The following is a 15,932-nucleotide window of genomic DNA, read 5'->3' as shown; positions in this document are numbered from 1 at the left end:
CGGAAACGGAACAACTGATGTGGAAGCAGCGCGCGAGCACGGGCCCGGTTGCCGCCTTCCTCCCTGATAGACGAACGGGCCGCGCAAATATTTAGCGATTCCTCCAGGAAAGCGAGCCCGTGCGCGATCTGCACGCAAAACGGTAAAAAATCGGCCGCGTCGTTCGTCACACCAGTGAAGCCGCCCAAAGCGGCCCCGAGACTTGGCCGAAGCGGCCGGACCGAAGGACTTCACGCACATGACGAGTTTCCCGACTGCGCTGCATCACCGAATCCGCGAACTGGCGCGCATTGCGCCCGACGCACCCGCGCTCGCCGCACCTTTCCTGAACGATCTGCGCATGTCGCGCGGCGCGCTCGATGCGCGTGCGTCGCAGCTTGCGCGGCAGTTGCGCGCGGCCGGCGTCGGCGCGGAAGTGCGGGTCGGCGTGTGCGTCGAACGCTCGTGCGAGCTGTTCGTCGCGTTGCTGGCCGTGCTGAAGGCCGGCGGCGTGTTCGTGCCGCTCGATCCGCGCCATCCGGCCGCGCGCCTCGACTGGATCGTGCAGGATGCGCAATTGCGGCACGGGATCGTCGATGCGGCGGGCCGCGCGGCGCTCGGCACGCGGTTCGTGCACGCGTTCGATGCGACCGCCGCGGCGGCCGACGGCGCGGATGCCGCGGCCTTCGACGATCACGACGACGCACGGGTGCATCCCCGGTCGGCTGCCTACATGATCTATACGTCGGGTTCGACCGGCACGCCGAAGGCGGTCGTCGTCGAGCACGGGCCGCTCGCCGCGCATTGCGACGCGCTCGCGGCCGCGCTGCCGATCGAGCGCGGCGACTGCCTGCTGCATTTCGCGTCGGTCAATTTCGATGCCGCGCACGAATGCTGGCTCGCGCCGCTCGCGGTTGGCGCCAGCGTGACGATCGCGCCGCCGCAGCCGTTCGCGCCGGACGCCGCGCATGCGCTGATGGTGCGCGAGTCGGTCAACGTCGCCGCATTCCCGCCGGCGTATCTGCGCGAATTCGCGGCCGTCGCCGCGCGCGACGGCGTGCCGCCGGCATTGCGCGTGCTCGCATTCGGCGGCGAAGCGCTGCCGCAGCAGGCGTTCGAATGCGTGCGCCGGACGTTCCCGTCGGTACGCCTGATCAACGGCTACGGGCCGACCGAGGCCGTGATCTCGCCGATGCTGTGGCCGGTCGAGCCGGGCGAGACGCCGGCGCTCGCGGCGGACGATGCGTTTGCGTCGCTGCCGATCGGTCGCGTGATCGGGCCGCGCGTCGCGCGTATCGATGGCGACGAAGCGGGCGACGGTGGCGAATTGCTGCTCGGCGGCGTGTGTCTTGCGCGCGGCTATCACGGTCGTCCGGCGTTGACGGCCGAGCGCTTCATTCCCGACGCGGACGGCGAGCCGGGTGCGCGCGTCTATCGCACCGGTGATCTTGCACGCTTGCGTGACGACGGTGCATTCGATTACCTCGGCCGTCTCGACGATCAGGTTCAGGTGCGCGGCGTGCGGGTAGAACCCGCCGAAATCGCCGCGTGCCTGCGCACGCATCCGGCCGTTGCCGATGCAGCGGTGATCGCCGAAACCGGCAACGGCCCGACGCGGCTGATCGCGTGCGTCGCGCTGCGCGCGGCTGCCGACGATGCGGTGCTGAAGGCGCACGTGGCCGCGCAATTGCCTGCAGCGTGGCAACCGCACCGGTTCGTCCGGTGCGACGCGCTGCCGTATACGCTGAACGGCAAGATCGACCGGGCCGCGCTGCGCGAGCGCATGGCCGCCGCGCGCGATACGGCACAACGCGCGGGCGATGCGCCGCGCACGGCCACCGAGCAACGGATTGCCGATGTCTGGCAGACGCTGCTCGGTCTCGATGTCGTTCCGTCGCGCGACGATCGCTTCTTCGCGCTCGGCGCCGATTCGCTGGCCGCGATGCAGCTTCAGGCCGCGATTCGTGCGGCATTGCGCGTGAACCTGCGGCTCGACACGCTGTTCGCCGATCCGTCGCTCGCCGATCTGGCCGCGCACGTCGATCGCGCGGAACGCGAAACGGGCGAGCCGCTGGCCGCGATCCCCGCACGTCGCGTGGCTGCATTGGCCGCACCGTACGTCGACCGCGCGGCATCGCTCGCACAGCAACGTTTCTGGGTGCTCGCGCAGACGCGCGATGCCAGTGCCGCGTATCACATTGCCGCGCACTGGACGATCGACGGCGTGCTCGACCGCGACGCGCTGCAGCGCGCGCTCGATCACGTGATCGAGCGGCACGAAACGTGGCGCACGACGCTCGTCGACAACGACGACGGCATCGTGATGCAGCGTATCCACGCACACCTGCCGGTTGCGATCGCCACGCTGGACCTGCGCGCGCAACCGCCGGCCGCGCGCGATGCGCAAGCCGCGCGCGTGGCTGAGCGCGATGCGGGCGCGCCGTTCGATCTGTCGGCGGGGCCGTTGCTGCGCGCGACGCTTCTCGTGCTCGCCGACGAGCGCCACCGGCTGCTGCTGACCGCACACCACGCGATCACCGACGGCTGGAGTTCGCGCTGCGCGTTCGACGAACTGTCGGCCGCGTATCGCGCGTATGCGGAAGGCCGCGAACCGTCGTTGCCCCGCTTGCCGATCCAGTACGCGGACTACGCGGACTGGCAGCGCGACATGCTTGCCGGCGGCGAAGGCGAACGGCAGCTCGACTACTGGCGCGGCGCACTGCGCGACGTGCCGGGCCCGCTCGCGCTGCCGGTCGACCGGCAGCCGGGCGCGACGCGCACGCTGCAGGGCGCACGCGTGTCGGTACGCGTGCCCGACGCGGTCGCGGCCGACGTGCGGCGCCTCGCGCGCGATGCGCGGGCCACGGTCTTCACCGTGCTGCTGGCCGCGCTCGATGCGTGGCTGTCGCGCGTGACCGGCGAGACGGACGTGGTCGTCGCGGTGCCGGTCGCGCATCGCCAGCGCCCGGAAACCCGTGCGCTGCTCGGGCTGTTCCTGAATACGGTCGCGCTGCGCGTGCGCGTGGCGCCAACCCAGCCGTTCCGCGCGCTCGTCGATGCCGCACGGGCGGCGGCGCTCGATGCGGTCGCGCATCAGGACGTGCCGTTCGAGCGCGTCGTCGATGCGGTGAAGCCGCCCGTCAAGCGCGGCGACGAATGGCTGCGCGTGAAATTCGCACAGCAGTTCGATGCGCGTCACGACAGCGTGCTGCCGGGCGCGACCGCCGTGGCGACGCCGGGCCCCGATCTCGCCGCGCGCTTCGACTTCGCGCTGGATTTCACCGACGACGCGCACGGGATTGAACTGGTCGCCGCATACGCGACCGACTGCATCGATGGCGATACCGCGCGCGCGTGGCTCGACAGCTATGCGGCGCTGGTCGCGGCCGCCGCACACGAACCGCACCGTGCGACGGCCGCATTGCCGTGCGATGCGTCGCCGGTTTCGCGCCAGCCGCGTGACGGCCGTGCGCTGCGTATCGAGCACGCGGATATCGTCGCCGCGTTCGCGCGGCAGGCGGCCGCGTATCCGCATCGCGTCGCGCTCGCCGATGCATCGGCATCGCTGACGTTCGCCGAGCTCGACGACGCGTCGAACCGGATCGCGCACGCATTGCAACTGCGCGGCGCGACGGCCGAGGTACCCGTGATCGTCTGCATCGAGCGTTCGGCCCGTTTCGTCGTCGGCCTGCTCGGTGCAATGAAAGCCGGCGCGCTGGCCGTGCTGCTCGATCCGGCGCAGCCCGCCGCACGCGTGGCCGCGGCTGCCGCCGATTGCGGCGCGCGCTGGGCGCTCGTCGCGGACGCAGCCGCCTGGCCGCCCGGCACCGACGCGCAGCCGCTCGACGTCGATACGCTCGCGCAGGACGCGACGCTCGCCCATGCGGCCGGCGTCCGTGTCGCGCCGCATCCCGAGCAGGGCGCGTATCTGATCTATACGTCGGGTTCGACCGGCGCGCCGAAGGGCGTCGTCGTGTCGCACGGCGCACTCGCCGACTACGTGCAGGGCATGCTCGACGAACTCGCGTTCGCACCGGACGCGTCGTTCGCGATGGTATCGACGGTGGCCGCCGACCTCGGCCACACGACGCTGTTCGGCGCGCTGTGCGCGGGCCGCACGCTGCACCTGCTGCCGGCCGCGTGCGCATTCGACCCGGACCTGTTCGCCGACGAAATGCGCCGCCGCGACGTCGGCGTGCTGAAGATCGTGCCGAGCCACCTGCAGGCACTGCTCGACGCGCGCGTGCCGGCCGACGTGCTGCCGCGCCACGCGCTCGTGACCGGCGGCGAAACGCTGACGTGGGCGCTCGTCGCGCGCGTGGCCGCGCTCGCGCCGGCCTGCCGCGTGATCAACCATTACGGGCCGACCGAAGCGACGGTCGGCGCGATCGCGTGCGACACCGCGTCGATTGCCGCCGACGCGCGCGATCCCGCAAGCGGCGTGCCGCTCGGCGCACCGCTGCCGAATGCGCGGGCGCTGGTGCTCGATGCGTTCGGCGCATGCGTGCCGGCAGGCGCGACGGGCGAGCTGTATCTGGGCGGGCCGGGCGTCGCGCGCGGCTATCTGAAGCGGCCGGCGCAGACCGCCGAGCGCTTCGTGCCCGATCCGTTCACGCCCGGCGCGCGGCTGTATCGCACCGGCGACCGCGTGCGTCTGCGCGCGGACGGCCGGATCGCGTTCCTCGGTCGCATCGACGACCAGGTGAAAATTCGCGGCTACCGCGTCGAACCGGGCGAAGTGAGCGCGGCGGTACGCGCGGCCGGCCCGATCGCGCAGGCCGAAACGCTCGCGATCGAGCACGACGGCCGCCTGCGGCTCGCGACGTTCGTCGTGATGCGCGACGGCGCGCCATTCGACGAAGCCGCCGTGCGCGCGGCACTCGGCGCGACGCTGCCCGACTACATGGTGCCCGCGCAATTCGTCGCGCTCGCGCGCCTGCCGGTCACCGCGAACGGCAAGATCGATCGCGCGGCACTGCGCGAGCTGGCCGCCGTGCCGGCGACGGTTGCGTCGGGCGACGCGCCGCAGGGTCCGGTCGAAAACGCGCTCGCCGAAGTGTGGCAAGCGGTGCTGAAGGCGCCGCGCGTCGGCCGCGACGACAACTTCTTCGAACTCGGCGGCGACTCGATCCTCGTGCTGCAGGTGATCGCACGCGCCCGCAAGCGCGGCGTGCGCTTCACGCCGAAGCAACTGTTCGACGGCCCGACGGTCGCCGAACTCGCGCGCATCGCGAAGACGGAAGAGGTTGCCACAGCAACGCCGGCTTCGGCTCCGCCCGCCCCGGCTACGCCCGCTGCCGCGGCGATCCTGACACCGGCGCAGCAGCGCTTCTTCGCGCTCGACGTGCCGCATCCGGGCCACTGGAACCAGTCGGTCGCGTTCGACGTGCGCGGCTCGTTCGATGCCGATGCATTCGCACGCGCATTCGACACGCTGCTCACGCATCACGACGCATTCCGGCAGCGCTTTGCGCGCGACGCGAACGGTGACTGGCGCGCAAGTGATGCGGCGAAACCGTACGACGCGCTGCCGTTCGTCGAAGTCGCGGCACGCGACGAAGCCGACGCGCTGGCGCGCTTCGACGCGTTGCAGTGCCGCCTCGATCTGGGCCGCGGGCCGCTCGCGTGCGCATGCGCGGCACGGCTTCCTGACGGCTCGATGCAGCTCTATCTGGCGATTCATCATGCGATCGTCGACGGCGTGTCGTGGCGCATCCTGCTCGACGATCTCGACTCGGCCTATCGCGCCGCATGCGAGCGCGCGCCGGTTCGCCTGTCGCAGCCGGGCGTGCGGGCTCACGCATGGGCCGCGCGCCTGGCACGCGCGGCGACTGACCCGGCATCGCCGTTTTCCGCCGAAACCGCATACTGGGCCGCGATGGCGCAGGGCGACGACCTCGTGCCCGATCATCCCGACGCACCGGCGACGAACGCCGATGCAGCCGTCGTCGTGCAGACGATCGACGCGGCATTGACCCGCGTGGCGCTGACCGATGCGCACGCCGCGTATCGCACGCAGACGATCGAACTGCTGGGCGCGGCGCTCGCGCTGGCGCTGACCGAAGGCAGCGGCGCCGCGTCGTGCCGCGTCGAACTCGAGGGACACGGCCGCGAGGCGCTGTTCGACGATGCGGACGCAAGCCGTACGATCGGCTGGCTGACGAGCCACTATCCGGTGACGCTGCCGGTGCGCGCGAGCGCACGCGACACGCTGTGCGCGGTCAAGGACACGCTGCGCGCGGTGCCGCACAAAGGGCTCGGCTTCGGCGTGCTCGCGCACTACGGCGATGCGGCGACGCGCGCGCCGCTGGCCGCCGTGCCGCGGCCGCGCGTCACGTTCAACTATCTCGGCCAGTTCGACGCGCCGCGCGACGTGATGCTCGTGCCGCGCTTCGGCGGCATCGGCATCGAGCGCGATCGCGAAGGCCCGCTCGGCAACACGCTCGCGATTCACGCATATCTGGATACCGATCGCGACGGCGCGCGCACGCTCAAAGTGCATTGGGTGTACGGCGCACCGCAATTCGAACGCGCGACGATCGACGCATTCGCCGAACGCTTTGCAAACGCGCTGCGCGCACTCGCCGACGCCTGCGCATCGCGTGTCGCACATCGCGGCGGCGGGGCGACGCCGGGCGACTTCCCGCTCGCGCAGGCGGCCGGTCTCACGCAGGCCGCGATCGAGCGCGCGCCGCTCGACTGGCGCACGATCGACGATGTCTATCCGCTGTCGCCGATGCAGCAGGGGATTCTGTTCCATGCATTGTTCGCGCCCGGTCACGCAAGCTACGTGAACCAGCTCGTCGCGACGGCGACCGCGCTCGACCCGGACCGGCTCGCGGCCGCATTCGCCGCGTCGATCGCGCGCCACGACATTCTGCGTACCAGCGTGATGCCGGACGAAGCGGCGCCGCTGCAATGCGTGCATCGCCATGCGCAGATGCCGGTCGAGCAACTCGACTGGCGCACGCGCGGCGCCGCGTTCGACGCCGATTTCGACGCCTGGCTCGCGGCCGATCGCGCCCGCGGCTTCGACTGGCGCGAGCCGCCGCTGATGCGCCTCACGCTGATCCGCGCGGCCGACGACGCATGGCGAGTCGTGTGGACGCGCCACCATCTGCTGCTCGACGGCTGGAGCACCGCGCGCCTGCTCGCCGACGTGCTGCGCGACTATCGCGACCCGGATGCGGTATCGCCGTTCGCGAGCCGCCCGGCGCTGCGCTATCGCGACTTCATCGCGTGGCTCGGCACGCGCGACCGCGACGCGGACGAACGCTTCTGGACCGAGCGGCTCGCGCGCCTCGACGCGCCGACGCTGATCGCCGAGCGCGCGGCCGATCGTGCGGATGCCGAAATGCTTACGTGGCGTGCGACGATCGATGCGGATGCGCTTGCGCGTGTCGCGCACACCGCGCGGGCGCTGAAGCTGACCGTGAACACGCTGGTGCAGGGCGCGTGGGCGCTCGCGTTGCAGCGCATGACGCATCAGCCGGCCATCGCGTTCGGCGCGACCGTCGCCGGTCGCCCCGATGCGCTCGCGGACGTCGACACGGTGCTCGGTCTTTTCATCAACACGCTGCCGGTGATCACGGCACCCGCGCCGCAACAGCGCGCGGCCGACTGGCTGCAGGCGCTGCAGCGCGACAACGCAGCCGCGGCCGAGCATGCGCATACGCCGCTTGCCGATATCCAGCGCTGGGCGCGCGGCGCCGGCGGCGCACTGTTCGACACGCTGGTCGTGTTCGAGAACTACCCGGTCGACGACACGGCGCGCGACGCCGATCCGCGCGCGCTCGCACTGCGCGACGTACGCAGCATCGAAGCGACCGATTTCGCGCTGACGCTCGTGATCGAAAGCGGCACGGAACTGACGATCGACTATGGCTACGACAGCGCACGCGTCGATGCGCGGCAGGTCGAAACCTGGCACCGCGCGTTCGCCTGCGCGCTCGACGCGCTCGCCCGCACGCCGGACGCGCTGCTCGGCACGCTGTCGATCGCGGACGATGCGGCACGTGATGCGCTGGCGCGCGTGCAGCACACGGCGCAAACATGGCCGGCCGCGCAGCGCCAGCCGCTGCATCTGCAATTCACGGAGGTCGCACGTGCGACGCCGGACGCGATCGCGCTCGAATACGCGGATTCGCATGGCCGCGTGCAACGCGCAACCTATCGCGAACTCGACCTGAGCACGTCGCGCGTCGCCGCTGCACTGCGCCGGCGCGGCGTGCGGCCCGACACGCCGGTCGCGTTGTGCGTCGAGCGCTCGTTCGACATGGTGACGGCGCTCGTGGGCGTGCTGAAGGCAGGCGCCGCGTACCTGCCGATCGACCCCGACTATCCGGCCGAGCGCATCGCGTACCTGCTGCAGGACGCGCGTCCGGCCGTCGCGATCACGCAGGCCCATCTGCGCGAGCGGGTCGAGGCCGCGCTCGGCGAAGGCGCGACGACGCAACTGCTGACCGTAGCCGAGCTTCTCGCGGACGAACCGGGCGAGCTGCCCGACGACGTCGCGACCGACATCGACGCTGCGCAGCTCGCGTACCTGATCTACACGTCCGGCTCGACCGGCAAGCCGAAGGGCGCCGGCAACACGCACGGCGCGCTCGCGAACCGGATCGCGTGGATGCAGCACGCGTACCGGCTCACGCGCGACGACGTCGTGCTGCACAAGACGCCGTTCGGTTTCGACGTGTCGGTATGGGAATTCGTGTGGCCGCTCGCAATCGGCGCGAAGCTCGCGATCGCCGCGCCCGGCGACCACCGCGATCCGGCCCGCCTCGCCGCCGCGATCCACGCGCACGGCGTGACCGTGCTGCACTTCGTGCCGTCGATGCTTGCCGCATTCGCCGCGTATCTCGACGATTTCGCGGCCGCCGCGCCATGCGACAGCGTGCGCCTGATCGTCGCGAGCGGCGAAGCGCTCGCGCCCGAGCTCGTCGCGAAGGTCGCACGGCTGCTGCCGAACGCGACGCTCGTGAACCTGTACGGGCCGACGGAAGCCGCGATCGACGTGTCGCACTGGACGTGCGGCCCCGACGACGCGAACGCGATCGCGGTGCCGATCGGCCATCCGATCGCGAACCTGCAATTGCACGTGCTCGACGCCGCATGGCAGCCGGTGCCGGCCGGCGCGACCGGCGAACTGTATCTGGCCGGCGCGGGCCTCGCGCGCGGCTATCTCGGCCGCCCGGCGCTGACCGCCGAGCGCTTCGTGCCCGATCCGTTCGTGCCGGGCGCGCGCATGTACCGCACGGGCGACCTCGCGCGGCGTCGTGCCGACGGCGCGCTCGACTACCTCGGCCGCGTCGACACGCAGGTGAAGCTGCGCGGCCAGCGGATCGAGCCGGGCGAAATCGAGGCGCTGCTGCGCGCGGCGCCGGGCGTGCACGACGCGGTCGTGATCGTGCGCGACGAGCAGCTGATCGCTTACGTCGCACGCGGCGACGCGGGCGCGCTCGACCGCGCGGCGTTGCTCGATGCGTTGCGTGCGCAACTGCCCGCGTACATGGTGCCGTCGCAATTGATCGAGCTCGATGCGTTGCCGGTCACGCCGAACGGCAAGTGCGACCGCCATGCATTGCCCGCGCCGGTGCGTGAAACGACCGCAGCGGTCGAACTCGCGACCGACACCGAACGCGCGCTCGCGGCGATCTGGCAGCGCGTGCTGCATGTGGACGCGATCGGCCGCGACGACGATTTCTTCCTGCTCGGCGGCCATTCGCTGCTTGCGACGCAAGCGCATGCGCAGGCAAACCTGCACTGGGGGCTCGCGCTGCCGCTGCGCACGCTGTTCGACGCCCGCACGCTCGCGCGCTGCGCGGATGCGATCGATGCGGCGTGCGCGGCGCGCGGCGAGACCGATGCGGCGAGCGCGATCGACGCGCTGCTCGGCGAACTGGAAACCCAATAAGGACGACGGATGACGAAGGTTCAACCCGACTGGCTCGCGCTCGCGACGCGTTTCGCGCAACTGCCCGACGCGCAGCGCGCCGTCTTCATCGACAAGCTCGATGCGGCCGGCATCGACTTTCGCATGCTGCCGATCCCGCCGCGCACGCCGCGCAGCGACCGCGTGCCCGCATCGTTCGCGCAGACGCGGCTGTGGCTGCATGCGCGGCTGATCGACACGCCGCACGCGTATCACATCACCGAACGGCTCGCGCTGACGGGCGCGCTCGACACGCACGCGCTGCGGCTCGCGTGTGATGCGCTGATCGCGCGTCACGAAGCGCTGCGCACGACGTTCGACGAAGCGGAGGACGGCGTCACGCAGACGATCCATCCGCCGCTGCGCTGCCCGTGGCGCGAGACCGATCTCGAAGCGCTGCCCGAAGGGGCGCGCGGCGCACGCGCGGAAAGCGTCGCGACGGCCGACGAGGCCGACGCGTTCGATCTCGGCACCGCCCCGCTCATGCGCGCGCACCTGATCCGCTTCGACGCGACGCATCACTGGCTCGCGCTGACCGTCCACCACATCGTGTCGGACGGCTGGTCGTCCGACGTGATGCTGTTCGAGCTCGCGGCGTTCTATCGCGCTTACACGTCGGGCGCACCGGTACCGCTCGCGCCGCTGCCGATCCAGTACGCGGACTATGCGCTGTGGCAGCGCCGCTGGCTCGATGCCGGCGAACGCGACCGGCAGCTTGCGTTCTGGCGCGAGCGGCTCGATCCGCAGCGCGGCGTGCTCACGTTGCCGGGTGCCGCCGCGCGACCCGCACGGCGCAGTGTGCGCGGCGCGCGCCAGGGGTTTTCGCTCGACGCACGGATCGGCGCGCAGCTGCGCGCGTTCGCGGCCGCGTCGGGTGCGACGCCGTTCGCGGTGCTGCTTGCCGCGCTCGACGCGTTGCTCGCCCGCGCGACGGGCGACGCGCGGATCTGCGTCGGTGTGCCGGCCGCGAACCGCGAACGCGCGGAAACGGGCGGCCTGATCGGGTTCTTCGTGAACGCGCTCGCGATCGACGTCGACGTGCCCGCGCACGGCGATTTCTCGTCGCTGGTCGCGCGTACGCAGCGTGCGCTCGTCGATGCGCAGATGCACCAGGACGTGCCGTTCGAACAGGTCGTCGACGCGCTCGGCGTGCCGCGCAGCGCGAGCCATCATCCGCTGTTCCAGGTGATGGCCGCGTATGGCGAGCGCCGCTCGCTGCCCGCACTGGGCGCGGCGTCGGCCGCGCTGTTGCCGTCCGGCACGCCGTCCGCAAAATTCGACCTGACGCTCGCCGTCGACGCGACGCCCGACGGCACGTTCGATGCCGCGTTCATCTACGCGCTCGACCTGTTCGACGCGGACGCGATCGCGCGGCTCGCCGCACGCTTCGTCACGCTGCTCGGCGACGCGCTCGCGCGCCCCGACATGCCGATCGGCGATCTCGACTGGCTGCCCGCCGACGAGCTCGCGCAACTGTTCGCGTGGAACGCGCCGGCCGGTGCGGCCGACGCCGAACCGTTCATGCCGGTGCATGCGCGCATCGCCGCGCATGCGCAGGCGCGGCCGGACGCACGCGGCGTCGCCGACATCGATCGCGCGCTCACGCGCGGCGAAGTCGACGCCCGCGCCGCACGCATCGCACGCAATCTCGTCGCGGCCGGCGTGCGGCCCGAGATGCGCGTCGGCGTCGCGCTGCAGCGTTCGGTCGATCTGCTGGTCACGCTGATCGCGGTGCTGAAGTCGGGCGCCGCGTTCGTGCCGCTCGATCCCGCGCATCCGCGCGAACGCCTCGCGCAGATCGTCGGCGACGCGGGCATCGCGCACGTGCTGACCGATGGCGCGAGCGCCGCGTCGCTGCCCGAACTGCCGGCGCTGCGCATCTGGCGCGCGGACCAAGTCGACGCATTCGACGAAGCCGCGCACGTCGAACTGCCCGACGTGCTGCCCGGCCATGCGGCATACGCGATCTACACGTCGGGCTCGACCGGCAAGCCGAAGGGCGTGATCGTCGATCACGCGGCCTTCGCGCGGCACTGCGTCGCGATCGCCGAGCGTTACGGCGCGAGCGAACACGACGTGTTCCTGCTGTTCCAGTCGGTGAACTTCGACGGCGCGCACGAAGGGTGGTTTTCGCAATACCTGTCGGGCGCCGCCGTGTCGGTGACGGCCGACGTGCTGTGGCCGCCCGCGCGGACCTGCGCGATGATGGTCCGCGACGGCGTGACGATGACCTACGTGCCGCCCGGCTGCGCCGCGCAGCTCGCCGAATGGGCGCTCGCGCACGGTGCGCCGCCGACGCTGCGTTCGCTGACCGTCGGCGGCGAGGCGACGTCGCGCGAAGCGTTTGCGATGCTGCGCCGCGCGATGCCGAACGTGCGGGTGGTCAACGGCTACGGCCCGACCGAGACCGTGATCACGCCGACGTTGTGGATGTTCCGTCCCGGCGACGATCTCGCGAAGCTCGGCGACGCCGCGTACCTGCCGATCGGCACGCTGGTCGGCGCGCGCACCGTGCACGTGCTCGACGCGCGGCTGCATCCGCTGCCGGTCGGCGTGATCGGCGAACTGTATCTGGGCGGCGAGGGAATCGGCGTCGCGCGCGGCTATCTGGATCGTCCGGCACTGACGGCCGAGCGCTTCGTGCCCGATCCGTACGGCGCGCCCGGCGCACGCCTGTACCGCACCGGCGACCTCGTGCGGCGTCGCGCCGATGGCGTGTTCGACTTCATCGGGCGTGTCGATCATCAGGTGAAGCTGCGCGGGCTGCGCATCGAACTCGGTGAAATCGAGGCGCAGCTCGCCGCGCACGACGCGGTGCGCGAAGCGTGCGCGGTCGTGCACGGGCAGGGCGCGCACGCGCTGCTCGTCGCGTACGTCGAACTGACCGCCGACGCGCAGGCCGCCGCGCAACCCGTCGAAGCCGCGACGCTCGATGCGCATCTGCGCCGCACGCTGCCCGACTACATGGTGCCCGCGCAACTGATCGTGCTCGATGCGTTGCCGCGCAATGCGAACAGCAAGGTCGACCGCGCGCGATTGCCGGTGCCGGTGCGCGTCGAACGCGCATACGAGGCGCCGCGCGACGGCGACGAAGCTGCGCTCGCGGCGATCTGGCGCGACGTGCTGAACGTCGAGCGCGTCGGGCGTGGCGATCACTTCTTCGAACTCGGCGGCCATTCGCTGGCCGCGGTGCGCGTTGCGACGCGGGTTGCCGAGCGGCTCGGCCGCGATGTGCCGGTGCGTGCGCTGTTCGAAGCACCGATGCTCGCGCAATACGCGCGGCAGGTCGCCGATGCGCCGCGCGCCGCGCATGCCGGTGCCGCGGCGCCGGGTGTCGCGGTGGTCAAACCCGATGCGCAGGGCGTGTGGCCGTTGTCGCCGCCGCAGCTCGGCCTCTGGTTCCTGTGGCGCGCGCAGCCGGACAGCGCCGCGTACAACATTCCGGTCGCGTTGCGCGTGCGCGGCCCGCTCGACGTCGCTGCGCTGCGCGCGGCGTTTTCGGCTGCGGCGGCCGCGCATCCGGCGCTGCGCGCACGGCTCGTGATGCGCGACGGAACGCTGCCCGGCCAGCGGATCGATGCAGACGTTTCCGTCGAAATGCCGGTCGTCGATCTGTCCGCACAGCCGGATGCGCTCGCCCGCGCGGCAGCGCTGACCGATGCGGATGCGCTCGCACCGTTCGATCTCGTCGCCGATGCGCCGCTGTGGCGCGCACGCGTGCTGCGGCTCGGCGCGGACGATCACGTGTTGTCGGTGACGATCCATCACATCGTGTCGGATGGCGAATCGATCGAGCTGTGGCTCGACGCGGTGCGCGCGCGCTATGTCGATATCGTCCGCGGTGTCGCCGCGTCGGCATCGACGCCCGCGGTGGAGAACCTCCCGCTCGTGTTGCCCGCCCCATGCCACCCGGCCCGCGTCGCGTACTGGCGCGACGCGCTGGCCGATCTGCCGTCGGGCGTGCTGCCGCAGCGCGCGGATGCGCCGGCCGTCCCGCAATGGCGCGCGGCGCGCATCGCGTTCGAGTTCGATGCGTCGCTGATCCGTGCCGCGCGCGACGCCGCAGCAGCCGCGCATGCGACGTTGCCGATGCTGCTGCACGCGGCGCTCAACACCGCGCTGTTCCTCGCGACCGGCGCGGCCGACCAGCCGGTCGGCGTGCTCGCGTCGACGCGCGAGCTCACGGGCGACGCGGCGCGCGATGCGCTGGGCCTCTTCATCAATGCCGTCGTCGTGCGCACGCGCGTTGACGCCGCTGGCCGCCGCGCGGACGTGCTCGCCCAGGTGCGCGACACGGCGCTCGCCGCGTATGCGCATGCCGACGTGCCGTTCGCCGACGTCGTCGCGGCATTGCGCGCGCCGCGTGCCGCGCAGGCCAATCCGCTGTTCCAGGTGATGTTCAACTACCTGCGCCCGACGGGTGCGGCCGCGCGCGACTGGGCCGGTTTGTCGCTCGCCGAATTCGACGACGTGCGGCATCGCGTCGTGTTCACGCTGGAGCTGGACGTCGTCGAGCATCCGGACGGCCGCGTGAGCGCCGCGTTCTCGTATGCGGACGAACTGCTCGATGGCACGTTCGTCGACGCGCTCGTCCGGCTGTATCACGACGAAGTCGCCCGTTTCGCCGGTACGCCGGAAGCGACGCTCGGCGCGCCCGACGCGCGATTCGCCGCGCACGCCGCGAACGCAGTCGCGCCGGCACGCAAGGCGGCGCACGGCACGGCATCGTCGGCCGCCCCGCACGCGGTTGCGTCGCTCGCGGCGTTGTGGTCGGACACGTTCGCGACGGCCGCGCCCGCGCCCGACGCCGATCTGTTCGAAGCCGGTGCGACGTCGTTCGACGTCGTGCGCTTCATCGACGCGGCGCGCCGCGCCGGTCATCCGCTGACGGTGGCCGACGTATTCGCGTCGCCGACGCTCGCGGCGCTCGGCGCACGCATCGGTGCACCGGTGCCGACCTGGCAGGAGGTGCGCGATGCTGGCTGAAGTGCGCCCGGACAGATTCACGATGCCCGACACGTGCCGCCTCGTATTCGCGGACGACCTGTTCGCCGCGCGTGACGGCGCCGAGATCCGCGTTGCGCACGGCGACGGCATCGGCGCGCAATTGTTGCGCGCGCAACTTGCGGACGACGGCACGCTGCGCCTCGTCGCCTACAACCATCGCACGGCACCGGCCGACCAGCGCCGCGCGCTGCTGGCCGCGCTCGCGGCGGCGTTTTCCGACGACGCGCGCCGCGCGGCGATCCGGCTCGACCCGGCCGCGTGGCCGGCGGTCGCGCTCGATGCGCTGCGTGCGAGCGGCGTGCTCGCCGACAGCGGCCTGTGCATGCGCGAAGGCTGGGCGCAACAGGCGGACCTGTGGCGTGTCGGTCAGCATCTGCCGTGCGCGACGCTGCCGATGCTGACCGACGGCCGGCGTCATCCGCGCCGGCCGCCCGCGCCATGCGGCGACGTGTACGCACGCGACCTGCCGGCACTCGGCGTGCGCTTCACGCTGCGCGGCTGGCAGCCGGGCGACGACGCCGCGCGCGTCGCACGCTGGTTCGACGAACCGCGCGTACGCGACGGCTGGCCCGGCACGCAGCCCGGCGCGGACGGCACGCAACCCGATGCCGACCCGCACGTGACGCCGCTCGTCGGCTGCTTCGATGGTGAACCGTTCGCGTACTTCGAAGCGTTCTGGCTGAAGGAAGACCCGCTCGCGCCGCACGTCGGCGCGCGCGACTACGACCGCGGCCTGCGGATGCTGGTCGGCGCATCGCGCTGGCGCGGCCCGCATTGCGTGGCGGGCTGGCTGCCGTCGGTCGTTCATTACCTGTTTCTCGACGACCCGCGCACCGAAGCGCTCGGCTGCGCGGTCCCGGCCGGCCGCGCGCGGGTCGTCGACATCCTCGCGCGGCATGGCTTCGCGCGGCAGCGCCGTCTGGCGCTGGCCGACGCGCAGCCGCTGTGGATGCACACGGTGCGCGAGACGTTCTTTTCCGGCCGTCATGTCTGACGGGCCGGTTTCACCGACAAG

3 protein-coding genes are annotated in these 15,932 nt (G+C 71.9%); all 3 read left to right on the top strand.

Going from position 1 to position 15,932, the window contains the following annotated elements:
* Positions 1 to 238 precede the first annotated feature (238 nt).
* From O1Q03_RS27575 to O1Q03_RS27565, 3 genes are read left to right on the top strand one after another with little or no spacing between them, the layout of a single operon-like run.
* On the top strand, positions 239 to 9,892 hold the full coding sequence (locus O1Q03_RS27575) for a non-ribosomal peptide synthetase (RefSeq protein ID WP_269507211.1): 9,654 nt from the start codon (positions 239 to 241) through the stop codon (positions 9,890 to 9,892).
* A 9-nt stretch (positions 9,893 to 9,901) separates the two neighbouring features.
* Positions 9,902 to 14,896, top strand: a complete 4,995-nt coding sequence (locus O1Q03_RS27570; protein WP_269507209.1) for a non-ribosomal peptide synthetase — start codon at positions 9,902 to 9,904, stop codon at positions 14,894 to 14,896.
* Entirely contained in the window at positions 14,886 to 15,911 is a 1,026-nt protein-coding gene (locus O1Q03_RS27565; protein WP_269507208.1) for a GNAT family N-acetyltransferase, read from the top strand. Before O1Q03_RS27570 ends, O1Q03_RS27565 begins: the two co-directional genes overlap by 11 nt.
* Positions 15,912 to 15,932 lie beyond the last annotated feature (21 nt).

This window comes from Burkholderia sp. IMCC1007 (genome assembly GCF_027257875.1).
GTDB lineage: Bacteria > Pseudomonadota > Gammaproteobacteria > Burkholderiales > Burkholderiaceae > Burkholderia.
This window is presented reverse-complemented; position numbering and strand designations above follow the sequence as displayed.

What these genes read in the sequence shown, in the direction of transcription:
- O1Q03_RS27575 (WP_269507211.1), top strand. Translation starts at nt 239, where the DNA reads ATGACGAGTTTCCCGACTGCGCTGCATCACCGAATCCGCGAACTGGCG.
- O1Q03_RS27570 (WP_269507209.1), top strand. Translation starts at nt 9,902, where the DNA reads ATGACGAAGGTTCAACCCGACTGGCTCGCGCTCGCGACGCGTTTCGCG.
- O1Q03_RS27565 (WP_269507208.1), top strand. Translation starts at nt 14,886, where the DNA reads ATGCTGGCTGAAGTGCGCCCGGACAGATTCACGATGCCCGACACGTGC.